The organism is Cellulosimicrobium sp. KWT-B (assembly GCF_002127155.1).
Lineage (GTDB): Bacteria > Actinomycetota > Actinomycetes > Actinomycetales > Cellulomonadaceae > Cellulosimicrobium > Cellulosimicrobium funkei.
On sequence record NZ_NEDO01000001.1, the window covers coordinates 1,051,803 to 1,076,380 of the forward strand.

Here is a 24,578-nt window from a genome sequence, read left to right on the forward strand (position 1 = left end):
AGCAAGATCCTATGCTCAGCGCGCACGGTCGTCCTACGGTGGAGTCATGGACCTCCCCGCCCCCGGGCACCCCGCGCCCACCCCCGCCGACGCGCCCGGGCACGGCCACACTCACACCCACGGCCACGCCCACGGCCCGCACGACGGCGCCGGGCTGGCCGAGCTGCTCGAGCTCGACGCGCTGGTCTTCGACGGTCTCCTCGACGAGGCCGTCGCGGTCGCCGTCGGGCACGCCCCGGCCCCGACGCGCGCCGTCGTCGACCTCGGCGCGGGGACCGGCACCGGCACCCGGGCGCTCGCGCGGGCGTTCCCGGACGCCGAGGTCGTCGCGGTCGACGCGGACGCCGCGATGCTCGACCGCCTGCGCGCCCGGCTCGCCGGGACCGGTCTCGCGGACCGCGTGCGCGCCGTCGAGGCCGACCTCGACGCCGGCTGGCCTCCGGTCGGCGTCGCGGACGTCGTGTGGGCGTCGGCCTCGCTGCACCACGTCGCCGACCCGGCGCGCGTCCTGCACGACGCCCGCGACGCGCTCGCCCCGGGCGGCCTGCTCGTCGTCGTCGAGATGACCGCGACGTCGCCGGTCCTGCCCGACGACGCGGACCACGCCGACCTCGCCGCGCACCTCGAGCGCGCCATGGCGCACGCCGGCTGGAACCGCTACCCCGACTGGACCTCGTACCTGACCGACGCCGGGCTGGAGGTGGTGGACCGGCGCGAGCCGACCGCCGTCGTGCCGCCGGGGCCGGACACGTCCCGCTGGGCGCACGCGACCGCGCTGCGCCAGCGCGAGCACCTGGCGGACCGGCTGGAGCCCGCCGACCTCGCCGCGCTCGACGCCGTGCTCGCGGCGACCGCGCCCGGCACCCCCGACCACACCGTCCGCGCCCGGGGCGGCCGCGTCGTCTGGGCCGCCCGCCGCCCCCGCTGAGGAGAGTCATGGACACCACCACCGAGAAGAACGCCCCCTACGACGTCGCGATCGTCGGCGGCGGCCCCGCCGGGCTGAGCGCCGCGGTGACGCTCGCGCGGTCGCTGCGGTCCGTCGTCGTGCTCGACGCCGGCGAGCCGCGCAACGCGCCCGCGGAGGGCGCGCACAACCTGCTCGGGCGCGAGGGCGTGCCGCCGCGCGAGCTGCTGGCCACCGGCCGCGCCGAGGCCGAGGGCTACGGCGCCGAGGTCCGCGACGCGCGCGTCGCCCGCGCCGACGGCGACGCCGGGTCCGGCTTCACGCTCACGCTCGACGACGGCGGGACGGTCCGCGCGCGCCGCGTGCTGCTCGCGACCGGCCTCGTCGACGAGCTGCCCGACGTCCCCGGGGTCCGCGAGGGCTGGGGGTCGAGCGTGCTGCACTGCCCGTTCTGCCACGGGTGGGAGGTGCGGGGGCAGCGGATCGCGGTGCTCGCGACCGGGCCCGCCGCGGCGCACCAGGTGCTGCTGTTCCGCCAGCTCACCCCGCACGTCACGCTGTTCCAGCACACCGCCCCCGAGCCCGACGACGCCACGTGGGAGCAGCTCTCGGCGCTCGGCGTGCGCGTGGTCGAGGGGGAGGTCGCGCGGCTCGACGTCGACGGCCGGTCGGTGCGGTCGGTCGTGCTCGCCGACGAGACGTCGTTCCCGGTGGACGCGGTCGTCGTCGGGCCGCGGTTCGTCGCGCGCGGCGAGCTGTTCGAGCAGCTCGGCGGGACGCTCGAGGAGCACCCGGCGGGCCGGTTCGTGCCCGCCGACCCGCGCGGCGCGACCGCCGTGCCGGGCGTGTGGGCCGCGGGCAACTCGAGCGACCTCATGGCGCAGGTCGGCGCGTCGGCGGCGGCCGGGGTCATGGCCGGCGCGGGGATCCACGGGGAGCTCGCGCAGGCCGACGCGGCGGCGGCCGTCGCACGACGCCGGACGCCGTTCGCGGCGCACGCCGAGCCCGCGGTCTGAGGCGGCGGCCCGAGACACCGGGCCGGGCCCGCGGCCGGGAACGACCGCGGGCCCGGCCGCGCGGAGGGTGACGCACGAGACGCCCGCTCGCGCTGCGCGGCCGGGCGGCCCGTCGCACGATGGAGGACGACCCCAGCCCACCGTGGAGGTACGTCATGCCGTTCGGAATCGGTCGCTCCCCGCAGGACAAGCGCAACCGCACGGTCGCCGACCTGCTCGTCGCGCAGCTCATCGAGGCGGGGGTGCGCCGGATCTACGGCATCGTCGGCGACAGCCTCAACCCCGTGGTCGACGCCGTGCACCGGTCCAACGCGGGCGAGAACGCCGGCAAGGGGATCGAGTGGATCCACGTGCGCCACGAGGAGGCCGCCGCGTTCGCCGCGGCTGCCGAGGCCGAGGTCACGGGCAGCCTCGCGGTGTGCGCGGGGTCGTGCGGGCCGGGCAACCTCCACCTCATCAACGGCCTGTACGACGCCAACCGGTCGCGCGTGCCCGTGCTCGCCATCGCGAGCCACATCCCGAGCAAGCAGATCGGCACCGGGTTCTTCCAGGAGACCCACCCCGACCGCCTGTTCACCGAGTGCTCCGTCTACTCGGAGATGATCTCGAGCGCCGAGCAGGCGCCGCGCGTCATCAACTCCGCGATCCACCACGCGTACGGCGCCCGCGGCGTCTCCGTCCTCACGCTCCCGGGCGACGTCGCCGACCTCGACGCCCCGGCCGCCGTGCCCGACGTCGCGTGCCGACCCGCGCCCCCGCGCGTCGTCCCCGACGCGACCGCCGTCCAGCAGCTCGCGGACGCGATCGACGCCGCGAAGAAGGTCACGATCTTCGCCGGCGCGGGCGTGCGCGGCGCGCACGACGACGTGATCGCGCTCGCCGACAAGATCGCCGCGCCCGTGGGCCACTCGCTGCGCGGCAAGGAGTTCATCCAGTACGACAACCCGTTCGACGTCGGCATGTCCGGCCTCCTCGGCTACGGCGCCGCGTTCGACGCCATGCACGACTGCGACCTCCTCGTGCTGCTCGGCACCGACTTCCCGTACGACCAGTTCCTCCCGGAGTCGGTCCGTACGGCGCAGGTCGACGTCGACCCGACCCACCTCGGGCGGCGCACGCGCCTGGACCTCGCCGTCGTGGGTGACGTCGGCGAGACGGTGCGCGCGCTCCTGCCGCTCGTGAAGAAGGCGCGGTCCCGCAAGTTCCTCGACTCGATGGTTGCCAAGCACGAGAAGGCGATGACCGGCGTCGTCGGGGCGTACACGAAGAAGGTCGAGCGCACGACGCCGATCCACCCCGAGTTCGTCGCCGACACGCTCGACCAGGTCGCCGCCGACGACGCGGTGTTCACCGTCGACACGGGCATGTGCAACGTGTGGGCCGCGCGGTACATCACGCCCAACGGGAAGCGCCGCGTCATCGGGTCGTTCATCCACGGGTCGATGGCCAACGCGCTCCCCCACGCCATCGGCGCCGCGGCCGCCGGGCGTGACGGGGGCCGTGAACGCCAGGTCGTCGCCATGGCCGGTGACGGCGGCCTCTCGATGCTGCTCGGCGAGCTCGTGACGCTCAAGCACTACGACCTGCCGGTCAAGGTCGTCCTGTTCGACAACGCGAGCCTCGGCATGGTGCGCCTCGAGATGCTCGTCGACGGCCTGCCGATGTTCGGCACCGAGTCGCCGCACGTGGACTACGCCGCGGTCGCGAACGCGATCGGCATCCCGGCGGTGCGCGTCGAGAAGCCGAAGGACCTGCGCCGCGCGCTCCAGGAGGCGCTGAACCGGCCCGGCCCGGCGCTCGTCGACGTCGTCACCGACCCCCGGGCGCTCTCGATCCCGCCGAACATCACCGCGGGCCAGGTCCGCGGGTTCGCGGTCGCGATGAGCAAGGAGGTCCTCGGCGGCGGCATGGGCGAGGTCGTCTCGATGGCCCGCGCCAACCTGCGCAACGTGCCCCGCCCGTGACCGACGAGCCCACCCTCGCCGACGTCCGCGACACCGCCCGGGAGGTCTTCGGCTACCGCGACCTGCGCCCCGGGCAGCGCGAGGCGATCACCGCGCTCCTCGACGGCCGCGACGTCCTGCTCGTGCTGCCCACGGGTGCCGGCAAGTCCGCGGTCTACCAGCTCCCCGGCCTCGAGCTGCCCGGGCCGACGCTCGTCGTCTCGCCGCTCATCGCGCTCCAGCAGGACCAGGTGCGCTCCCTCCTCGAGCTCGGCGACGACGACGCGCGGGCCGCCGCCGTGAGCTCGGCCGTCCCCGCGGCCGAGCGCCGCGCCGCGCTCGAGGCCGCCGCGGCGGGCGAGCTGGAGTTCCTCTTCCTCTCGCCCGAGCAGCTCGCCAACGAGGAGGTGCTCGACGCCGTCCGCGCGGCCCGGCCCAGCCTCGTCGCGGTCGACGAGGCGCACTGCGTCTCGACCTGGGGGCACGACTTCCGGCCCGAGTACCTGCGCGTCGGCGAGCGCCTCGACACGCTCGACCCGCGACCGCCCGTGCTCGCGCTCACCGCGACGGCGTCCCCGCCCGTGCGCGAGGACGTCGCCGAGCGCCTGCACCTGCGCGACGCCGCGGTGATCGTCCGCGGGTTCGCCCGCCCGGGGATCGCGCTGGAGGTCGTGCGCACCGTCGAGGCGGCGGACAAGGACCGCGCGGTCGTCGAGCGCGTGCGCGCGGAGGCCGAGCACGGCGTCGGGATCGTCTACGTGGGCACGCGGCGCCGCACGACCGAGGTCGCCGACGCGCTCGCGGAGGCGGGCCTGCGCACCGCGGCCTACCACGGCGGGCTGCGGCGGGCCGAGCGCGACGAGGCCCAGCGGCGGTTCACGGACGACGAGGTGGACGTGGTCGTCGCGACGTCCGCGTTCGGCATGGGCATCGACAAGCCGGACGTGCGGTTCGTCGTGCACGCGGACGTCCCCGGTTCCCCGGACTCCTACTACCAGGAGGTCGGCCGCGCGGGCCGCGACGGTGAGCCCGCCGTCGCGGTGCTGTTCTACCGGCCGGAGGACCTGGGCCTGCAGCGCTACTTCGCGGTCGGCGTGCCCGACCGCGACGACCTCCGCGAGGTCGCGCGCGCCCTGGGCCGGGGCGGCCCGGCGTCGGGCTCGTCGTCGTCAGGAGGGCGGGCCCGGTTGCCCCGGCGCCTCGCACGCCTGCGCGCTCTCGTGGAGGACGCGCGGGCTCTCGCCGGCGAGGACGCGCGCCCGGGTGCGGTGGCCGACGTCGCGCACGAGCTCGCGGAGGCCCGACGCCGGGTCGACGACTCGCGCCTGCAGATGATGCGCGCGTACGCCGAGACCCCGCAGTGCCGCCGCCAGTTCCTGCTCGCCTACCTCGGCGAAGAGCTGCCCGAGCCGTGCGGGCGCTGCGACACCTGCTGGGCTGGCACCGCGGAGGAGAGGGTGGCCGACGACGCGTCCGCGCCGTGGTCGACGGGCACGACGGTGCGGCACCCGGAGTTCGGCGAGGGGACCGTCATGGGCTACGAGGGCGACGACCGCGTGACGGTGCTCTTCGAGACGCACGGGTACCGGACCCTGAGCCTCGACGCGGTGACGGACCAGGGCCTGCTCACGGCGTCCTGACCCGCCGCCGGCGGCCGGCGCGGGCGCGCGTCCGGCGCCGCCGCCCCGGCCGGTAGCATCGCCGCGTGCTCACCAGGACGACGGTCACGGACGACCAGCTCGCGGCGCTCGTGGCGCCGCTCGGCGAGGCGCTGCGGTCCGAGCCGCTGAGCGGCGGGATGTTCGCGAGCGTCTTCGCGGTCGACCTCGCCCCGCGGCCCGGCGCGACGCCCGACGACGTCCCGGGCCGCGTCGTCGTCAAGGTCACGGGCGCCGACACGTCCCGGCTCCTGCGCTACGAGCACGGCATCCCCGGCACCGAGGCGGCGGCCTACCGGGCCGCCCACGCCGCGGGCCTGCCCGTCCCGGAGGTGCTGCACGCCGACCTCACGCGCGAGCACGTGGACGGCGACGCGCTCGTCGTGACGTTCCTCGACGGGACCCTGTGGAGCGCGCGCGAGGCCGACGCGGCGGAGTCCGCCGCCGTCCGCCGCGGGCTCGGGTCGTTCATGGCGCGGCTGCACCGGATCGCGGGCGACCGGTTCGGCTACCCGGCGCCCGCGTCGGGCCTCGCGGCGGCGACCTGGCCCGACGCGCTCACGCGCATGGTCGACGCCGTGCTCGACGACGCGCGCACGTGGGAGGTCGAGCTCCCGGAGGCCCGGGTGCGTGACGCCGTCGCGCGGCACCGCGACGTCCTCGCCCGCGTCGAGGTCCCCCGGCTCGTGCACGCGGACCTGTGGCCGGGGAACGTGCTGCTCGCCCCGGACGCCCCGCGGATCGTCGGCGTGCTCGACGCCGAGCGGTCCCTCTGGGGCGACCCGCTGTTCGAGCTCGCGGGGGCCGACCAGCTCGGGTCCGGCCCCGTCGACGCGGACCTCCTCGCGGGCTACGCCGCCGAGGGCGGCGACCTGGGGCTCGGCGACGGCACGCCCGGCAGCGGTGACCCCGCCGCGTGGACGCGCCTGCGCCTGTACCGCACCTACCTGTCGTGCCTCCTCGCCGTCGAGGTGGTGCCGCGGGGGTACGAGGGCGACTGGGTCGAGGGGTACGCCGGCACCGCCCGCGCCAACCTGCTGCGGATGCTGGACGAGCTGGGCGTCTGAGACTCCCGCGTGGGGAGTCCTCCCCATGTGACGTACCTCCTGATCGCCCCACGGCATGGTCGAGTCACGGTAAGGTGTGCGTACGTTCACGACAACTCCACACGCCACTCCCGCGCCGTGGCCACCCGTCCGAGGGGACCTCGCATGATCGCGTTCATCGTCATCGGCATCGCCGGACTCGCCCTCCTGCTCCTCTCGCTGCTCGTCGGCGAGATCGTCGACCTGGGTGACGGCGCGGTGTCGGGGACGACGCTCGGCGTCGGTGGCGTGGTGTTCGGCGCCGTCGGCGTGATCGTGGCGTCCAACGACCTGCCGACGTGGCTCGCGTACGTCGGGTCCCTCGTCGTGGCGCTCGTCGTCATGGTGCTCGTCCAGCTGCTGGTCAAGAACCTGCGCGCGTCGGAGGACGGCGTCCCCGTGTCCCTCGTGGGCGTCCAGGGCACCGCGACCACCGCGATCGACCCCGCGCGCGGCGAGGTCTCGCTCGACGCGGCGCACGAGCTCGAGCGCCGCCTCGCGTGGTCCGACGAACCGATCCCGGAGGGCGCGCGCGTCGTCGTGCTCGAGCAGTCCGGGAGCCGCGTGCGCGTCCAGCGGCACTACCCCAACGACTGAGGTCCGACGGACCGACCACGACGCCCCGCGCGTCGTCCCGTGGGTGCCGCGCACCCGCACGACTGCCGCACGTCCTGACCTGCCCGCACCCACGGAAGGAGACGCGCCCCGGCGCGGACCATGTTCGACGACACGAACCTCATCACGACCCTGGCGATCGTCGCCCTGGTCATCGCGTTCTTCGCGGTGGTCATCTTCATCAGCAAGCGCATCCGCCGCGTCCCGCCGAACGAGGCCCTGGTCATCGTCGGCCGCGGCGCAGGCCGCAAGGAGGCCGGGGGCAGCGGGCAGAAGGTCGTCGTCGGCGGCCGCACGTTCGTCTGGCCGATCCTCCAGCAGGGCTTCTCCATCTCGCTCGAGCAGCGCCAGATCGGCATCACGGTCGAGGGCGTGGACAAGAACCGCATCAAGATCGCCATCAAGGCGTCGATCAACTTCAAGGTGCGGGGCGACGAGGAGGGCGTGCGCCGCGCGGCCCAGCGCTTCCTCTCCCAGCAGGGCACGCTCACCGAGATCATCAAGGAGTCGCTCGAGGGCTCGCTGCGCTCCATCGTCGGCGACATGACGATCGAGCAGATCATCTCCGACCGCAAGGGCCTGTCCGACCGCGTCGTCGAGTCCACGAAGGCCGACCTCTCGGAGCAGGGCCTCCAGGTCGACCTGCTCAACATCTCCGACATCTCGACGCCCGGGTCGGACTACCTCGCGAACCTCGGCCGCGCCGAGTCGGCCCGCGCCCGCCAGGTCGCCGAGGTCTCCGAGGCCGAGGCACAGCGCGCGTCGGAGTTCGCCGTCATCGAGGCGGCCGAGCAGATCGCCGAGCGCCAGAAGGCCCTCGACCTCAAGCGCGCCGCGATCAAGGCCGACACCGACCGCGCCAACGCCGAGGCCGAGGCCGCGGGCCAGCTCGCGCGCGCCGAGCAGGACCGCCTCGTCGCGCAGCAGGAGCGCGAGGCGCTCGCCGAGCAGGCGCGCGTGACGCAGGAGCGCCTCGACATCGAGGTCCGCAAGCCCGCCGAGGCCAAGGCGTACGCGGAGGTCCAGGAGGCCAACGCGCGTCGTGACGCCGCGAACGCCGCCACCGAGGCCGACGCGTACAAGCGCACCGTCATCGCCGAGGCGAACAAGACCGCGGCCATCCAGGACGCCGAGGCGTCCGCGCAGGCCGTGCGTCGTGCCGGTGAGGCCGAGCGCGACCGCCAGGTCGCCCTCGCGGCCGGTATCCGGGCCGAGGGTGAGGCCCGCGCCGCGGCGATCGAGGCCGAGGGTCGCGCCGAGGCGGCGGCGACCGACGCCAAGGCCGACGCGCTCCAGAAGTACGGCGAGGCGGCCCTGGTGCAGGAGCTCATCGAGCGCCTGCCCGAGATCGTGCGGGCCGCGGCCGAGCCGATCGGCAACATCCAGGGCATGACCGTCGTCTCGACCGACGGCGCGTCCGCGCTCACGAAGAACGTCGCGTCCGTCCTGGGCGAGGGCCAGGGCGTCATCAAGCAGCTCACCGGCGTCGACATCAACCAGCTCATCGCCAACCTCGCGGGCACGCAGCTCGCGGGCTCGGGCGACGCGCCGACCAACGGCACGTCGCACTGACCCACCCCGCCGAGCATGCGGCCGTGGCCCGTCCGGACCTCCGGGCGGGCCACAGCCGCATGGTCGGCGAGCCGGCCGGCAGAACCGGGGGCCGGTCAGGCCCAGCCGAGGCGGCCGAACGCGTTGAGCGCGAGCAGCACGCCCAGCGCCCCGAGCACCCAGCCCGTCATGTCCGTCGCGTTCTTCGTGAGCCACCGGTCGAGACGGTGCAGCACCGGGTCGACGGCGCGCGCCGCGACGAGCCGGCCGAGCAGCAGCAGGAGCGCGGGCGCGACCATGACGACGCAGTACGCGGCGAGGATCGCACCGTTCCCGGGCCAGCCGACGTCCGACGTCGTGACGATCCCGATCGCGGCGAGGTACGGCAGCATCGTCCCCACCTCGATCGCGACGGCCCCGAGGGCCAGCCCCATGAGCGGCAGCACCGACGAGCGCGTCCGGACCACCCCGGTCCCGACGGCGTCCGCCTCGATCCCGAGCGCACGCTCGCGCCACCGCGAGAGCCTCCCCGGGCGCGGGGGCGACGACGGCGCGCCCGGCCCGGCGGTCTCGGCACCGGCACCGGCACCGGCACCGGTCCACGGGCTGACCCCCACGGCGTCGGCCCGGCCGGCGGCGGACGGGGCGGCATCGGACTGCGCGGCCTTGCGCGCCGCGCGCTTGCTGTCGAACCGGAAGCTCAGCGCGAAGAGCCCGATGCCCAGGAGCAGCTGCACGATCGCGGCGGCGCGTGTGTCGAGCGCGTCGCCGAACCGGTCGAGGAACGCGCCCGCGCCGAGCAGCACGACGATCCCGACGGCGAGGTAGAACCCCGCCACCGTGCCGAGGTACACGAGCACGCGCCCCGCGCGCAGCCGCCCGGGCGCGAGCAGGAGCCACACGGGGATGAGCAGCGTGCCGAAGCTCGTGGAGTCGATGAGCGCCAGCACGACGAGCACGCCGGCCATCGCGGCCAGGCCGAGGCCCGGACCGCCGACGGCGTCGAGGTCGAGAGGGAGGTCCATGCCCCCGAGCCTCCCGTCCGGCGACCGGCGCGTCGTCCGGCGAACGACCGATCCGTGCGCCCCGTCGCGGGGCCGCGGAGGCGCGAGGGGGGCGTGGTGCCGGAGGCGGGCGCGGGCGTCGTACACCGTTCGACCGATCCGTCTCCGGGCGCGCTGTGCTGGGATGGAGGCGTGAGCACGCACGACGGCGGGACGCAGGACGCGCGCGCGGCCGCGCCCGGGCGCACCGGGCGCTGGCGCGCGGCGGCCGGTTCCCTGCGCGGGGTGTGGCGCATCGAGGACCGGCGCAACGACCTGTTCTCCGCCGTGACGACGTTCGTCCTCGGGTGGGTGCTCCTCGAGGTCGGGCTCGTCGGCATCGTCCGCGCGTCGTTCGTCGTCGAGCCCCCGCACGCCTGGTGGCGGGTCGCGCTGCTCGGCGTCGGGTGCCTCCTCATCCTCGTCAAGCGCGCGCACCCGATCCTCGCGCTCCTCGGCGGGGTCGTCGTCACCGCCGTCGACCTGCGGTGGGGCGGGAGCCTCGCCCTCATGCTCGTCCTGTGGGACCTGCTCTACGCCGCGGCCCTCTGGTCGCGGCCCCGGGCGCGCGCGTGGCTCTGGGGCGTCGCGGCGACGGTCGTGGCGGTGGGCGCCGTCGGGGCGGGCGAGGCCGCGCGCGACGTGCGGGAGTTCGTCTACATGGGGCTCCAGCTCAGCGCGCTGCTCCTCGTGCCGATGTGGTGGGCCACCAACGTGCGCACCACGAGCGAGCTCGCCGAGGTCGCGAGCGAGCGCGCCGACCTCGCCGCGCGCGAGGCCGAGGCGTCGGCCCGCACGGCCGACCTCGAGCGCCAGCGCGCGAGCGACCTCGAGCGCATCGCGCAGCTCGACCGGCACGAGGCCGTCCGTGCGGAGCGGGCCGCGATGGCGCGCGACCTGCACGACGTCATCGCGTCGCACCTGTCGACCATCGCCATCCACTCCGGCGCCGCGCTCGCCCTCCCGCCCGACGCCGCGAAGGACCGGGCGGCGCTCGAGCAGGTGCGCGCGAGCGCCGTCGCCTCGCTCGACGAGATGCGGTCCATGATCCTGCTGCTGCGCACGGAGGGGCGGCGCGAGGACGGCGGCGCGTCCGACGCCGTCGTCGCCCCCGGCCGCCTCGCCGGCCTCGACACGCTCCTCGACGCCGCGCGCGCGACGACGACCGTCACGCTCCGCGACCCGGACGGCGTCGCGGCGTCGCGCCTGCCCGCGGCGGCGGACCAGGCGCTGTTCCGCATCGCGCAAGAGGCCGTGACGAACGCGCTCAAGCACGCGCCCAGCGCCCCGGTCGTCGTCGATCTCTCCCGGCACGGGGCGGCCGTCGTGCTGGAGGTGCGCGACGACGGCGCCCCCGGTTCCGGGACGGTCGAGGCGCCGCTGAGCGCGGGCACCGGCCTGCTCACGATGCGCGAGCGCGCCGACGGTCTCGGCGGCACGTGCAGCGCCGGCCCGCTGCCCGCGGGCGGGTGGTCCGTGCGCGCCGAGATCCCCGTGGCCGGGCTCCCCGTCGAGAGGCAGGACGCGTGACGCGACGACCGGTCCGGGTGCTCCTCGCCGACGACCACGCCGCCATCCGGGCGGGCCTGCGCCTCCTGCTCGACGCCGCGCCCGACGTCGAGGTGGTCGGCGAGGCCGCGGACGGCACCGCCGCCGTCACGAACGCCCGGGCGCTGCGGCCCGACGTCGTGCTCATGGACCTGCGGATGCCGGGCGTCGACGGCATCGAGGCCACGCGCGTCATCACCGGCGAGCGCCTCGCCGAGGTCCTCGTGCTCACGACGTTCGACCTCGACGAGTACGTGGACGGGGCGCTGCGCGCCGGGGCCGCGGGGTTCCTCCTCAAGTCCGCCGAGCCCGCCGCGCTGATCGACGCCGTGCGGCGCGTCGCCGACGGAGACGGCGTCCTCGCACCCGAGGTCACTCGCCGGCTCCTCGCCGCGTTCGCGCGCGACCCCGTGCCCGACGCCGCCCCCCGGCTCCCCGCGGGATCGCGCCCGGGCGGCACGGACGGTCCCGGGGACCCCGCGGCGTCGGGTGGCGGAGGCGTCGTCGACGACCGGCCCGACCCGCGGCTCGCCGACCTCACGCCGCGCGAGGTCGACGTGCTCGCGGCGCTCGGCCGCGGCCTGTCCAACCAGGGCATCGCGACCGACCTCTACATCACCGAGGCCACGGCCAAGACGCACGTCTCGCGCGTGCTCGCGAAGCTCGGCGTCGCGACCCGCATGCAGGCGGCGATCGTCGCGCGGGACTCCGGCCTCGCCTGACCGCCCCCCTGCACCCGACCGCCGACCAGCGCCCGCCGCCCAGCGCCCAGCCCCCGTCGCCCAGCCCCCGTCGACCACGGGGTCACCGACCGGAACCCGCCCGATCCGGTCGCCGACCCCGTGCTCGCCGGGTGGGCGGGGGGTTGGCCGGGGGCCGCAGGCAAGCCAGGTCGGGCGAGGTCAGGCCGGGGCGAGGTCCGGGCTCTGCACGACGAGGGCGGCGTGCCGGGCGCCCGCGCGCATCGCCTCCTCGACGCCTGCCCCGCGCAGGTGCGCGTCGAGGAACCCGGCGAAGAATCCGTCGCCGGCGCCGTTCGTGTCGACGACGTGCGGTACGGGCTGTGCCGGGACCTCGACGAAGCCGCCCTCCGGCGTGAGCGCGACCGCGCCGCGCGAGCCGTGCGTGCAGACCACCAGGCGCGCGCCCGCCGCGACCCGGGCGGCCATGAAGCCGCGCCAGTCGTCGAGCCGGTCCCCGCTGAGGAACACGTGCGTGCCCGCGTCGACCCAGGGCCGGTGGAACGCGGACTCGCCGTCGTAGTCGTGCAGGTCGACCCAGACGTCGCGACCGCGCGCCACGGCGAGGTCGAGCACCGGGAGCGCGGGCACGGCGAGGTCGACGACGACGGCCCGCGCCGCGTCGAGCGCCGCGACCGTGGCGTCCCACGCCTCGCCCTGGGCCGGGACCTCGCCCGGTGCGCGCAGGTAGACCGAGACCCGGCCGCCGTCGTCGTCCATGAGGTTGAGGTGGCTCTCGGTGCGGCCGTCGGGCGACGGCTCCGCGAGCACCCGCACGCCCGCGCCCTCGAGCACGGACCGGACGCGCGCGGCGTCGTCGTCCGTCCCGAGCACGGTGCGCAGGAGCACCGACCGGCCGAGGCGTGCGAGGTTGAGCGCCTTGCCCGCGGACGTGCCGCCGACCGTGTGCCGGTGCGACCGCGCGAACACGGTGTGCGGCGTGGGAGCGGGCAGCTCGTCGAGCTGGACGAGGAGGTTCCACGACGCCGGCCCGGCGACGAGGACCTCGGCCTGCGGGGGCGTCATCGGTCCGTCACCGTGATGCCGAGGCTGTGGGCGAACGTCGCGGCGAGGCGGGCGAGCTGCATCGAGTCGATGGTCGAGCCGCGCAGCGACTCGATGCCGCCGAGCTCGTCGATCTCCGCGCCGCGCAGGTCCACGTGGGCGAGCGTGGCGCCCTGCACGTCGAGCCGGCGCACGCGCGTGCCCTCGAACGCGACGCGCAGCGCGTCGGACGCGACGAGGTCGAGCTCGTCGATCGTGCAGTCGGTGAACACCACGTCGCGCAGCGACGCGCCCCGCAGGTTGACGAACCCGAGCTTGCAGCCGACGAACCGCACCCCGGCCCACGACGACTCGTAGAGCTCGGCGGACCCGAGGCGCGCGCCCCGCACCTCGACCTCGCGCCACCGGCCGCGCGTCCCGCGCACCACCGGGACGTCGAGGCGCCCCAGCACGACCTCCGTGAGCGTCACCGCCCCCAGGTCGGCCTCGTCGGCGCGCACCTGGTCGAGCCGCGTGGAGAACACGGTCGCGCCGTGCAGGTCGAGCCGGTCGAGGCGCAGGTCGGTGATCTCGAACCCCTCGAGGTCGGCCTCCGCCTCGAGGTCGTAGGCGTCACCGGGCTGGAGGTCGTCCAGGACGACCGGGTCGATCGCGGGTGGTTCGGTCGTCGGCTTCTTCGGGGGCACGCCCCGAGCCTAGGCCGGGCCGCCCACGCGGCGAGGAGCCTCAGGGCTCCGGGTGCAGGGCGTCGTAGCGCCAGAACCGGCGCTGGGCCCGCACGACGAGCCACAGCACGACGACGCACGCGACACCCCCCGCGACGGCGGCCCACGCCTCCCCCACCCAGGTGGCCTGCGCCCCGAGCACGAGCTCGCCGAGGCGGGGCCCGCCCGCGACGACGACGATGAACACGCCCTGGAGGCGGCCGCGCATGTCGTCGGGCGTCGCGGTCTGGAGGATCGTCTGGCGGAACACCGCGCTCACGGCATCGGACGCGCCCGCGAGCGCCAGCGCGACGCTCGCCGCGACGACGCCGCCCACGAGGACGGTCGTCGGGGTCGTCGCGCCCACGCCGAGGAGCACGACGCCGAACAGCACGATCGACAGCCCGTAGGCCGTGATCGCCCACACGATGACGCGGCCCTGCCACCGCACGCGGGACAGGCCGCCGGAGAACACGCCCGCGAGCACCGCCCCGACGGCGAACGCCGCGGTGAGGACGCCCGTCGTCGCCTCGCCGCCCCCGAGGAACACGACGCCGGCGGCGGGCAGGAGCACGCGCGGCGAGGCGAGCACCATCGCGGCGAGGTCGACGAGGAACGTCGTGCGGACGTTGGGCTGGGTCGCGAGGTACCGCAGGCCGTCCACGACGGACCGCCACCCCACGACGCGGCGTCGGCGCCCCGCGGGAGCGGCGGCGACCGCGGCCGGGGCGCCGGGACCGGCGGGCAGCGGCGGGATGTCGGGGAGCCGCCACACCGCCCACAGCGCAGCCGTGAACAGGACGGCGTCGATCGTGTACGCGACCTGGTAGCCCCACAGCGCGACGAGGAACGCGCCGCCCAGCGGGCCGACGGTGAGCGCGACGTTCCACGCGATCGTCTGGAGCGCGTTCGCCGCGGGCAGGAGCCGGGGCTCGACGAGGCGCGGGATGATCGCGGAGCGCGCCGGGTTGTTGATCGCGAACGCGGCGGACTGCGCCGCGACGAGCGCGTAGAGCACGCCGACGGAGTTCAGGTGCAGCCACGCCTGGACGGCGATGAGCGCGGTGACCACCCACAGCGCCGTCGAGGCCGCGAGCGCGACCTTGCGGCGGTCGTACGCGTCGACGAGCGCGCCGCCGTAGAGCCCGAGCACCACGAGCGGCACGAGCGCGCAGAGGCCGAGCACGCCGACCGCGAGCGACGAGCCCGTGAGCGCGTACACCTGCAGGCCGACGGCGACGACCGTGAGCTGCGAGCCGAGGTTGGAGATGCCGAGCCCCCACCACAGGCGGCGGAACGGCGGGGAGATGCGCAGCGGGGTCGTGTCGGCGAGAAGACCGTTGACTCGAGCCACGACCGCCGAGCCTACGTCAGCCGGCGGGTGGGCCCGTCCTCGTGGTGCCGGGCTCGTCCGCGTCCGCGAGGGCGCTGTCGCGCGCCTCCGCCTCGCCCCACGCGTCGACGTGGCGGTGCGGAGGTCCGGGCGGCGGCGAGTACCCGGGGTGCGGCCCGGGCGTGAGGTAGGTGCGCGCGAAGAACAGCGAGGCGGCGAGGTCCTCGCGCCGCTCGGCCGCGGTGCGGGCGCGCCGCGTCGAGATCTCGACGACGACGTCCCCCTCCCAGCCGCGGCGCACGAGCTCGGCCAGGACGAGGTCGCACGGCTGGTCGCCGCGCCCGGGGACGAGGTGCTCGTCCGTGATGGACGACGACCCGTCCGCGAGGTGCACGTGCGCGAGGCGGCCGTCGAACACGTCGAGCAGCGCGAGCGCGTCCTGCTGCGCGACGGCGGCGTGCGACAGGTCGAGCGTGACGTGCTCGTAGCCGTGCTCGGACGGGTCCCAGCCGGGCAGGTACGCCTGCATCTCGCGCTTGCGGCTGCGCCACGGGTACATGTTCTCGACCGCGATGGTGACGCCCTCGGTCTCGTCGAGCTCGCCGACGAGGTCCTCGAACTCGCGCGCGTACCGGTACTGCCAGCGGAACGGCGGGTGCACGACGACGGTGCTCGCCCCGACCTCCTGCGCCAGCTCGACGCTGCGCCGCAGCTTGGGTCCGGGCGATCGTCCCCACACGCGCTGGCTCACGAGGAGCGTGGGCGCGTGGATGCTGCGGATCGGCACGTCGTGCTCGGCGGAGAGCCGGCGCAGCGCCGCGGCGTCCTGCGTCGTCTCGTCGGACCACACCATGACCTCGACGCCGTCGTACCCGAGGTCGGCCGCCGCCTCGAAGGCGTACTGGGCCTTGCGCGGGTAGACGCTCGCCGTGGACAGCGTGACGTGGATGCGCGGCGGCTCCCCCGGTGACGGTGGGGCCTCTCGCGGCGTCGTCGCGTCTGACATGCCGGTCACCCTAGACCCGTCCGCTGTGGCCCACACCAGCGGGCGGTCGGCGCCGACGACGCCGCGCCGCGCGGAGGGCTTCCGACCCTCCCCTTTCCGGGCCGGATCGCCTAGGATGCACTGGTCCAGACCACTTGTCTGCCGGAGGAACACCATGGACCGTGCCGTCGTCGTCGCGATCACCGAGGGCCTGCACGCCCGCCCGGCCGCGCTCTTCGTCAAGACCGCCGCCGCCCAGCCCGCGCCCGTGCGCATCGCCAAGCCCGGCGGCGACGCCGTCGAGGCGGCGAGCATCCTCGGGGTCATGACGCTCGGCGTCTCGGCCGGGGACGAGGTCGTGCTGTCGACCGACGCCGACGGCGACGACGCGAGCGCCTCGATCGACGCGCTCGTCGCCTTCCTGGAGCAGACCGAGGTCGCCTGACGCCGTGCCCGGCCCCGCCGTCGCGGGGCCGGGCACGGCCCTCGTCACAGGCCCAGCTCGTCGAGCACGGGGAGCCGGGCGCGCACCGCCGCGCGCGCGGCGTCGGGCGTGGGCTGCTGCAGCGCGAGGAACGCGAGCTCCTCGCACTCCTCCGACGTCGTGGCCGCCAGCACCGCGGCGACGTCCGGGAGCGCGCGCGGCGTCATGGACAACGACGTCACGCCGAGCCCGACGAGCACCGGGGCGAGCACCGGGTCGGCCGCCGCCTCCCCGCACACGCCGAGCGGTCGCCCGTTGAGCGCCGCGCCCGAGCCCGTGGCCCCGACGAGCGCGAGGACCGTCGGCTGCCACCCGGTGGACAGGCGCGCGAGGTCGGAGACCTCGCGGTCGGCCGCCATCGTGTACTGCGTGAGGTCGTTCGTGCCGATGCTCGCGAACGCCGCCCTGGCCAGCACCCAGCGCGCGCCGAGGGCCGCGGCCGGCACCTCGATCATCACGCCCGCCGTCGCGAGGCCGTGGTCCGCGCACAGCGCGACGAACGACTCCGCCTCGTCCGGCGTCGCGATCATCGGCGCCATGACCCACACGTCCGCCGCCTCCGCCTCCGCCGCGCGCGCGACGGCGGTGAGCTGGCGGTCGAGCACCTCGGGGTGGCGGCGCGCGGTCCGCAGTCCGCGCACCCCGAGCGCCGGGTTCGGCTCGGCGTCGGGCGTGACGAACGGGAGCGGCTTGTCGGCGCCCGCGTCGAGCGTGCGCACGACGACCTTGCGGTCCGGGAACGCGGCGAGCACCTCCCGATAGGCCGCGACCTGCTCGTCGACCGTCGGCTCGACGGTGCGGCCGAGGAAGCAGACCTCGGTGCGGAACAGGCCGACACCCTCCGCGCCCGCCTCGGCGGCGGCGCGCGCGTCCGCGCCGTCCGCGACGTTGGCGAGCAGCTCCACGCGGCGGCCGTCCGCCGTCCGCCCCGGGCCGTCGAGGCGCCGCCGGGCGCGGCGCGCGCCCCGGGCCGCGACGACCGCCGCCACGTCGTGCTCCGACGGGTCGCGCTCCACCGTGCCGAGGCCGCCGTCCACGAGCACGGTCTCGCCGTCGCGCAGCGCGAGCGCGCCCTCGACCGCGACGACGGCCGGGATGCCCAGGGCGCGCGCGAGGATCGCGGTGTGCGACGTCGGCCCGCCGCCCCGCGTGACGACCGCGAGCACGCGCTCGGGGTCGAGCTGTGCCGTGTCCGCGGGCGCGAGGTCGTCGGCCACGAGCACGAAGGGATGGCCCGGGTCGGGCACACCCGGCACGGGGAGGCCGAGCAGGGTCGCGACGATCCGGTCGCGCACGTCCCGCACGTCGCGCGCCCGCTCGGCGAGGAGGCCGCCCAGCGCCTCGAGCCGCCCGACGACGACCCCCGCCGCGTCCCACACGGCCCGGGCCGGGGTGGCCCGCTGCTCCCGCACCCGCCCGACGGCGTCGCGCGCCAGGGCGGGGTCGGCCGCCATCGCGGCGGTCACGCCCAGGACCTCCGCCGCGGTGCCCTCGGCCCGCGCCGCGCGGGCCGTGAGGTCCTCCTGGACCGTCGTCGCCGCCGCGAGGACCTGCGTCACCGCGAGGTCGACGTCGGCGTCCGACGCGTCGGCGGGCAGCGGCGCCGGGTCCGGCTCCGCGACCGAGCCGGGCATCCGGGCCACCGGCCCCGCCCCCCGCCCGGGGCTGACCGGCACGCCGGTCAGCCCCGGGTCGGCGGCCCGCGCCGGGGCGCGCGTCGCGTCGTCGGCGAGCGTCACGCCGTGCCCCCGCTGCCGGACGCGCCCGCCCGGCCCCGGGCGCCCGCCTCCGCCGCGTCGGCGTCGCGTCGCACCGGCGAGACCTCCGCCGCCGAGGCGTCGGGCCGCGCGTCCTCGGTGGTGTCGACGGCGCCGGTCGCCTGGACGGCACCCTCCGCGTCGTCGTCCTCACGACCCGGCGTCCGCAGGTTCCAGCGGGTGATGACGAAGCGGAAGAGGACGTAGTAGAGCACCGCGTACCCGAGCCCGATGGGGATGAGGAGCAGCGGCATCTCGGCGATCCGGAAGTTCAGCAGGTAGTCGATCGCGCCGGCGGAGAAGCCGAACCCGTCGCGGATGCCGAGCGCGTTGACGAGCGCCATCGACGTGCCGGTGAGCACCGCGTGGATGACGTACAGCGGGTAGGCGACGAACACGAACGCGAACTCGAGCGGCTCAGTGACGCCCGTGACGAACGAGACGAGCGCGGCCGAGCCCATGATGCCCGCGACGACCTTGCGCTGCGCCGGCTTGGCGGTGTGGACGATCGCGAGCGCGGCGGCCGGGAGCGCGAACATCATGATGGGGAAGAACCCGGTGAGGAAGGTGCCCGCCGTGGGGTCGCCCGCGAGGAAGCGGAAGATGTCGCCCTGCGCGACCGTGCCGTCGGCGGCGGTGTACTCGCCGAACTGGAACCACGGCAGCGAGTTGAGCAGGTGGTGCAGGCCGATCGGCACGAGGAGGCGGTTGAGCGTGCCGAAGACGAACGCGCCGAGGATGGTCGAGCCCGTGACGAACCCGCCGATCTGCTCGTTGATGAGCCAGTCGAAGGCAGGGTAGATCAGCGCGGCCACCACGGCGATGAGCACCGAGACGCCCGCCGTGACGATCGGCACGAACCGTCGCCCGCCGAAGAACGCGAGGTACGGCGGCAGCTTGATCCGGTAGTACTTCTGGTACAGCAGCGCGGCCGTCAGGCCGATGACGATGCCCCCGAGCACGCCGTAGTTGATGAGCGCCTGCGTCTCGCCCTCTGCCGCCTCGCCGAGCACGTAGGGCGAGAGCGAGTCGGTGACGCCGGAGAACACGAGGTAGCCGATGAGGGCCGCGAGACCCGTCGTCCCGTCGGCCTTCTTGGCGTACCCGACAGCGACGCCGAGGGCGAAGATGATCGGCAGGTTGCTGAAGAGCGCGTTCCCCGCGGCGCCGAGGACGTCGGCGACGGGCTGCATCCACGCGAAGGTCCCGGCGGCGCCCTGGGCTCCGAGCATGTCCGGCTGACCGAGACGCATCAGCAGCGCGGCGGCGGGCAGCGACGCGATGGGCAGCATGAGCGAGCGCCCGACGCGCTGGAGCTGCGCGAAGCCGGGCACCCCCCTCTTGGTCCTCGTCGGTTCGGCGACGGTCGTCATGTCCTTCTCCTCCTGGGCAGGCCTGGGGCGCAGGCGAGGTGCGTCGAGCGGCGGCTGTGGCGCGACGTCGTGCGGCGTCGTTGCCGGTCCCGGGGCGCGACGAGAAGACCTGGGGTCGTCGTGCCCGGGCTGTCGGTCCAGGTTGTCTGGACCACTTGCAGGAAGAGTGGTCTAGACCTCATGATGTGTCAACCCCCGAGGGTGACCCGGGACACACGGCAGGCCCCGCGGGGCGCGTCGTCGCAGGTCGCACGACGGCCGGGCGACGACAATGCAGCCGTGGAGAACGCGGCACCGGAGCAGGGCGGTCGGGGACGACTGGGACCAGGGACGGCACGAGGACGAGGACGCGGCACGACGATGAGCAGGTCACGATCGCAGGCGAGCGAGCACAAGTACCTCACGGTGCGCGCCTACCTCGCCGACCTCGTGGCGAGCGAGCTCTCCGTCGGCGACGCGGTGCCGTCCGAGCGCAGCCTCACCGAGAAGTTCGGCGTCTCGCGCATGACCGTGCGCCAGGCCGTCGACGCGCTCGTCACGGAGGGTGTGCTGGAGCGCGCGCAGGGGCGGGGCACCTTCGTCGCGCCGCCGCGCGCCGACTTCGAGATGCGCCTCACGACGTTCGGCGAGGAGGCACGACGGCGCGGCATGGAGCCGGGCACCGAGGTGCTGGAGGTCGGGACCGTCCCCGCGCCCGCGTCCGTCGCCGAGTCGCTCGGCCGCGCGACCGGCGACCCGATGCACCACGTCGTGCGCCTGCGCACCGCGGACGGGTCGCCCATGAGCGTCGAGGAGGCCTGGATCCCCGTGGACCTCGCCCCCGACCTGCTCGACGACGGCGTGCCCGAGAGCCTGTACGGCGCCCTGCGCGAGCGCGGCCTCGCGCCGACGTGGGGCGAGGACACGATCACCGCGTCCGACGCCACCGTCCAGGAGCAGAAGCTGCTCGGGCTCCGCGCCTCGCGAGCCGTCATGCGCACCGTGCGGCGCACGTTCGCGGGCGACTCGCCCCTCATGTACTCCCGCTCCAGCTACCGCGGCGACCGGTACAGCGTCTTCGTCCCGCTCCGCGAGGCGCGCCCGACGCTCGTCCCGCGCAGCACCACCGCCGACGACGCCGCCGCGGACGGGGGCGCCGTCACCGACGACGCGCCGACCGACCAGCTCGCCCCCGTGCCGGTGCCGGCACGGGCGACCGAAGGGAACGACCGATGACACAGTCCGACGCGGAACGCGCCGCGACGATCCTCGCCGGCCTCGGCGGGGTGGGGAACATCGAGGAGATCGACCCGTGCACCACGCGGCTCCGGTCGCTCGTCAAGGACCCCGCGCTCGTCGACGCCGCGCTCCTGCGCCGCGCCGGCGCGTTCGGCGTCATGGTGAACGGGCGGGTCGTGCAGGTGGTGGTCGGCCCGCAGGTCGACACCATCGCGTCCGACCTCGCCGACCTCATGTGAGGAACCCGGCCCGGGCGCGACCCGGGCCACCGCCCTTCCCCGCGCACCCCGCGCACCCCGACCGGCACGGTTGCCGGCCGGGCCCCCCGACCCGGCCCCGGCCGGACCCCGACCACGAGGAGCACCCGTGAGCAAGGCAGAGCAGATCCTCCGAGGCCTCGGCGGCGACGCGAACGTCCTCGACCTGGAGGCGTGCATCACGCGCCTGCGCGTCGAGGTCGAGGACCCGGCGCTCGTCGACGACGCCACGCTGACCGCGGCCGGGGCGATCGCCGTCGTGCGGTCGGGCGCCGCGATCCAGGTCATCGTCGGCCCCGAGGCGGACAACATCGCCTCCGACATCGAGGACCTCCGCTGATGGCGGCGACGCTCACGGTGCTCGTCCCCGTCACGGGCACGGTCGTGGACGTCGGCGACGTCGACGACCCCGTCTTCTCCGCCGGGCTCGTCGGCCCCGGGCTCGCGGTCGAGCCCGACGACGCGCAGGGGGGCGAGGCCGTCGCGCCCATCACGGGCACGGTCGTCAAGCTGCACCCGCACGCGTTCGTCGTCCAGCACGACGACGGCCGCGCGGTCCTCGTCCACCTCGGCATCAACACCGTCCAGCTCGGCGGCGAGGGCTTCACGACCCACGTCGCGCAGGGCGACCACGTCCAGCGCGGCACGGTGCTCGTCACGTGGGACCCGAAGGCCGTGCGCGCCGGCGGCCGCTCGGCCGTGTGCCCGGTCGTCGCGCTCGAGGCGGCGCCCGACGACGTGACCTCGCTCGCCGAGGTCGGGGCGTGGGCCGCCCACGGCGAGGAGCTGCTCACCTGGGGCTGATGCGTCGGGCCCCGATCGGCCGAGAGGGCCCACGGCGAGCGATTGTGCGGACCCCTTCCATATGCGAGGCTTCGATACTGACGCCACGTCCACAGGGGGCGAGCACGGCGTCAGGATGCTCGCGCATCACACCCGATGAAGGGGGAACGATGAAGTTCACGAAGCTCGTCGCCGTCGTCGCCGCCGCTGCGGCGCTGGCCCTCGCCACGCCGACCGTCGCGAACGCGGCGGAGACGCGGACGTACACCAACACGTTCGGCAGCTGCCGGGTCCTCGTGATCTCCTACGCCAACGCCGGCGGGGCGAAGACGACGGCCACCTACCGGCTCCTGGGCGGGCAGTCCAAGACCTTCAGCACCGCGGGCCACATCCTCGGCCACTCCTGGACCGCCTGCTGACGATCATGCGTCACCGGGGTCGGGCTCCGTCGGAGCCCGACCCCGCGCACGTCCACCGAGGGTCCCGGTGCGGGCCGTGGTCTAGCCGCGCAGCGGGAGCGTGAGGGCAGGGACGTCGCCCGGCTCGCCGCGGTCGACCACGCGGACCGGCACGCCCCAGTCCTGCTGCGCGAGGTGGCACGCGGGGAACACGTCCGGGTCGGGCTCGCCGTCGGGGCCGAGCGGGACGACGTCGCACGACGCCGCCCGGGCCGTCACGTGCAGCACGCCCTCCCCGACCGCGGGGTTGATGACCAGGTCGCGGCCGAGCTCGACGCCGACGCCCTCCCCGGACAGCAGCAGCTCGGGCGGCGTCGCGCTCACGCGCAGCTCCGTCGACGGGCCGAACCGGTCGTCGAGCTTCTGCCCCGGCGCCGGGACGAACGGGACGTCGAGCCACAGCGGCCCGGCCCCGATGTCGGTGACGGGGCGCTGCGTGCGGTGCGCGCCGCCGTCGAGCACCTCGCCCGCGAGCGACGCCGGGAGCGCGACGCGCGTCAGGCGGTGCGCCGCGGACTCCACGACGAGCAGGTGGACCTGCGGCTCGCCGCCCGGCCCCTCGCTCACCTGCACGACGACGCCGCTCGGCTCCGCGAGGCCCGTCGCCAGGGTCGTGACCTCGCCCGCGAGCCGCGTCCCCTGGGCGTCGTCCCCGACGCTCCCGGCGTCACCGGCCGCGGGCGCGAACCGGCGCAGCGCGCCGTCGTAGGTGTCGGCGACGACGACGCTCCCGTCGGGCAGCGTCGCGACCCCGAGCGGGTGCTGCATCAGCGCCTGCTCGGCCGGGCCGTCGCGGTGGCCGAAGTCGAACAGCCCCTGCCCGACGGCGGTCCGCACCTCGACGCCCTCGGGCACCACGGCGACGCCACCGCCCAGCCCGGACACGCGGCGCAGCGCCGAGGTCTCGGCGTCGGCGACCCAGACGGCGCCGTCGGGTGCGACCGCCAGCCCGGACGGCTGGGCGAACCAGGCCGACGCCCCCGGCCCGTCCTCCAGACCCTCGTTCATCGTCCCGGCCAGCAGCCCGAGCTTCCACCCGTCGAAGGCCCACAACGTGTGATGGCCCGCCATCGCCACGACGAAGCCGGCCAGCTCGTCCGACCAGGCGACGTCCCACGGCGAGGAGAGCCGCACGTCGCGCGGGTCGTAGGTGGAGCCCGGGTCGAACGGTCCGAACCGGGGCGTGCCCTCGTCGTCAGGGACCACGACGTTCTCGACCCCGCCCACCATGAACTGCTCGCCCGTGCCCGCGACCGTCGTCACGTGCCCGTCGGCGAGCCGTACCCCGCGGAGCGCATGGTTCGCGGTGTCCGCCACGAGGACGTCGAACCCGTACGTCGCACGCTCCCGCTCCGGGACGAGGCACAGCCCGTTCGGCTCGGCGAACCGCGCGTCCTCGGGGCCGCCATCAACGAGCCCGCGCTCGCCGGACCCGATGCGCCGGACGAGCGTCTCGCCGTCGGGCAGGAGCTCGGCGAGCGCGTGGTGCCCGGCGTCCGCGACGAGGAGGTTGCCGCCCGGGAGCTCGATCGCCTTCGCGGGGAAGCGCAGCGTGCCCGACGACGGCGCGGGCGCCACGTACGGGCCGTCGCCCCGGTGCAGCGTGCCCTTCGCGTCGTGCTCCGCGACGAGCTCCTCGACGAGGGCGGCGATCGCGGACGCGTGCCCCTCCCCCGCCATCTGCGCGACGACGTAGCCCTCGGGGTCGACGACCACGAGCGTCGGCCAGGCGCGCGCCGCGTACGCGGACCAGGTGACGAGCTCCGGGTCGTCGAGCACCGGATGGTGGACCTCGTACCGCTCGACCGCGGCCGCGAGCGCCGCCGGGTCCGCCTCGTGCTCGAACTTCGGCGAGTGCACGCCGACGACGACCAGCACGTCGCGGTGCCGCTCCTCGAGCTCGCGCAGCTCGTCGAGGACGTGCAGGCAGTTGACGCAGCAGAAGGTCCAGAAGTCGACCAGGACGATCTTGCCGCGCAGGTCGGCGAGGGTCAGGTCGCGGTCCCCGGTGTTGAGCCAGCCGCGCCCGACGAGCTCGGACGCGCGGACACGGGGAAGTCGCTCGGTGGTCACGCGGCCATTCTCGCGCGCCGGCGCGCTGTGGACCGACGACGC

At 75.7% G+C, this 24,578-nt stretch carries 23 protein-coding genes; 15 read left to right on the forward strand and 8 right to left on the reverse strand.

What is annotated here, in order from left to right; genetic code table 11:
- Positions 1-46 precede the first annotated feature (46 nt).
- The 7 genes from B9L22_RS04595 (at position 47) to B9L22_RS04625 (ending at position 8,796) form a co-directional block, all read left to right on the forward strand.
- Positions 47-928, forward strand: a complete 882-nt coding sequence (locus B9L22_RS04595; RefSeq protein ID WP_086149356.1) for a trans-aconitate 2-methyltransferase — start codon at positions 47-49, stop codon at positions 926-928.
- 8 nt (positions 929-936) lie between these two features.
- On the forward strand, positions 937-1,923 hold the full coding sequence (locus B9L22_RS04600; RefSeq protein ID WP_086149357.1) for an NAD(P)/FAD-dependent oxidoreductase: 987 nt from the start codon (positions 937-939) through the stop codon (positions 1,921-1,923).
- Between the two features lie 155 nt (positions 1,924-2,078).
- On the forward strand, positions 2,079-3,887 hold the full coding sequence (locus tag B9L22_RS04605; RefSeq protein ID WP_086149358.1) for a pyruvate dehydrogenase: 1,809 nt from the start codon (positions 2,079-2,081) through the stop codon (positions 3,885-3,887).
- Positions 3,884-5,506: an ATP-dependent DNA helicase RecQ gene (locus tag B9L22_RS04610; protein ID WP_086149359.1), complete on the forward strand. Its 1,623-nt coding sequence runs from the start codon at positions 3,884-3,886 to the stop codon at positions 5,504-5,506. Before B9L22_RS04605 ends, B9L22_RS04610 begins: the two co-directional genes overlap by 4 nt.
- Before the next feature lie 65 nt (positions 5,507-5,571).
- On the forward strand, positions 5,572-6,591 hold the full coding sequence (locus tag B9L22_RS04615) for a phosphotransferase family protein (protein WP_086149360.1): 1,020 nt from the start codon (positions 5,572-5,574) through the stop codon (positions 6,589-6,591).
- A gap of 144 nt (positions 6,592-6,735) precedes the next feature.
- Positions 6,736-7,206, forward strand: a complete 471-nt coding sequence (locus tag B9L22_RS04620; protein ID WP_021482495.1) for an NfeD family protein — start codon at positions 6,736-6,738, stop codon at positions 7,204-7,206.
- Positions 7,207-7,326: 120 nt separating this feature from the next.
- Positions 7,327-8,796: a flotillin family protein gene (locus B9L22_RS04625; protein ID WP_034652746.1), complete on the forward strand. Its 1,470-nt coding sequence runs from the start codon at positions 7,327-7,329 to the stop codon at positions 8,794-8,796.
- A 95-nt stretch (positions 8,797-8,891) separates the two neighbouring features.
- Here the strand turns inward: B9L22_RS04625 and B9L22_RS04630 are convergent, their stop codons facing one another.
- On the reverse strand, positions 8,892-9,800 hold the full coding sequence (locus B9L22_RS04630; RefSeq protein WP_086149361.1) for a GAP family protein: 909 nt from the start codon (positions 9,798-9,800) through the stop codon (positions 8,892-8,894).
- A 171-nt stretch (positions 9,801-9,971) separates the two neighbouring features.
- On the opposite strand from B9L22_RS04630, the gene B9L22_RS04635 reads away from it, so the two are divergent.
- Entirely contained in the window at positions 9,972-11,348 is a 1,377-nt protein-coding gene (locus tag B9L22_RS04635; protein ID WP_086149362.1) for a sensor histidine kinase, read from the forward strand.
- Positions 11,345-12,088, forward strand: coding sequence for a response regulator transcription factor (locus B9L22_RS04640; protein ID WP_086149363.1), 744 nt, complete (start codon positions 11,345-11,347; stop codon positions 12,086-12,088). The genes B9L22_RS04635 and B9L22_RS04640 overlap by 4 nt, the downstream gene beginning before the upstream one ends.
- A gap of 180 nt (positions 12,089-12,268) precedes the next feature.
- On the opposite strand, the gene B9L22_RS04645 is transcribed toward B9L22_RS04640, so the two are convergent.
- Genes B9L22_RS04645 through B9L22_RS04660 form a run of 4 tightly spaced genes read right to left on the reverse strand, consistent with a single transcriptional unit; the run spans position 12,269 to position 16,154 of the window.
- Entirely contained in the window at positions 12,269-13,132 is an 864-nt protein-coding gene (locus B9L22_RS04645; protein WP_086149364.1) for a carbohydrate kinase family protein, read from the reverse strand.
- Positions 13,129-13,797, reverse strand: coding sequence for a pentapeptide repeat-containing protein (locus tag B9L22_RS04650; RefSeq protein ID WP_086149365.1), 669 nt, complete (start codon positions 13,795-13,797; stop codon positions 13,129-13,131). Before B9L22_RS04650 ends, B9L22_RS04645 begins: the two co-directional genes overlap by 4 nt.
- Before the next feature lie 40 nt (positions 13,798-13,837).
- The gene (locus B9L22_RS04655; protein WP_086149366.1) at positions 13,838-15,169 is read right to left on the reverse strand and encodes an MFS transporter; all 1,332 of its coding nucleotides are present in this window, start codon (positions 15,167-15,169) and stop codon (positions 13,838-13,840) included.
- 16 nt (positions 15,170-15,185) lie between these two features.
- Positions 15,186-16,154, reverse strand: coding sequence for a sugar phosphate isomerase/epimerase (locus B9L22_RS04660; protein WP_086149678.1), 969 nt, complete (start codon positions 16,152-16,154; stop codon positions 15,186-15,188).
- A gap of 154 nt (positions 16,155-16,308) precedes the next feature.
- Here B9L22_RS04660 and B9L22_RS04665 point away from each other — a divergent pair, with 154 nt between their 5' ends.
- Positions 16,309-16,578, forward strand: coding sequence for an HPr family phosphocarrier protein (locus B9L22_RS04665; protein ID WP_034650738.1), 270 nt, complete (start codon positions 16,309-16,311; stop codon positions 16,576-16,578).
- Between the two features lie 44 nt (positions 16,579-16,622).
- Here B9L22_RS04665 and ptsP read toward each other — a convergent pair whose 3' ends face one another.
- Positions 16,623-18,356 (reverse strand): phosphoenolpyruvate--protein phosphotransferase, encoded by a 1,734-nt coding sequence (gene ptsP, locus B9L22_RS04670; protein ID WP_255376872.1) that lies wholly within the window; start codon positions 18,354-18,356, stop codon positions 16,623-16,625.
- Positions 18,353-19,747 carry a PTS transporter subunit EIIC gene (locus B9L22_RS04675; RefSeq protein ID WP_086149367.1) on the reverse strand — a complete coding sequence of 465 codons (1,395 nt, stop codon included), beginning with the start codon at positions 19,745-19,747 and terminating at the stop codon, positions 18,353-18,355. The genes ptsP and B9L22_RS04675 overlap by 4 nt, the downstream gene beginning before the upstream one ends.
- A 360-nt stretch (positions 19,748-20,107) precedes the next feature.
- On the opposite strand from B9L22_RS04675, the gene B9L22_RS04680 reads away from it, so the two are divergent.
- The 5 genes from B9L22_RS04680 (at position 20,108) to B9L22_RS04700 (ending at position 22,424) form a co-directional block, all read left to right on the forward strand.
- Positions 20,108-20,962: a GntR family transcriptional regulator gene (locus B9L22_RS04680; protein ID WP_086149368.1), complete on the forward strand. Its 855-nt coding sequence runs from the start codon at positions 20,108-20,110 to the stop codon at positions 20,960-20,962.
- Positions 20,959-21,204, forward strand: a complete 246-nt coding sequence (locus B9L22_RS04685) for a glucose PTS transporter subunit EIIB (RefSeq protein ID WP_021482555.1) — start codon at positions 20,959-20,961, stop codon at positions 21,202-21,204. The genes B9L22_RS04680 and B9L22_RS04685 overlap by 4 nt, the downstream gene beginning before the upstream one ends.
- A 127-nt stretch (positions 21,205-21,331) precedes the next feature.
- Positions 21,332-21,562, forward strand: a complete 231-nt coding sequence (locus B9L22_RS04690; protein WP_061267010.1) for a PTS transporter subunit EIIB — start codon at positions 21,332-21,334, stop codon at positions 21,560-21,562.
- On the forward strand, positions 21,562-22,026 hold the full coding sequence (locus tag B9L22_RS04695; protein ID WP_086149369.1) for a PTS glucose transporter subunit IIA: 465 nt from the start codon (positions 21,562-21,564) through the stop codon (positions 22,024-22,026). The genes B9L22_RS04690 and B9L22_RS04695 overlap by 1 nt, the downstream gene beginning before the upstream one ends.
- Before the next feature lie 149 nt (positions 22,027-22,175).
- Positions 22,176-22,424, forward strand: a complete 249-nt coding sequence (locus tag B9L22_RS04700; RefSeq protein WP_086149370.1) for a hypothetical protein — start codon at positions 22,176-22,178, stop codon at positions 22,422-22,424.
- Between the two features lie 81 nt (positions 22,425-22,505).
- Here B9L22_RS04700 and B9L22_RS04705 read toward each other — a convergent pair whose 3' ends face one another.
- Entirely contained in the window at positions 22,506-24,536 is a 2,031-nt protein-coding gene (locus B9L22_RS04705; protein ID WP_086149371.1) for an NHL domain-containing thioredoxin family protein, read from the reverse strand.
- Between the last annotated feature and the right edge of the window lie 42 nt (positions 24,537-24,578).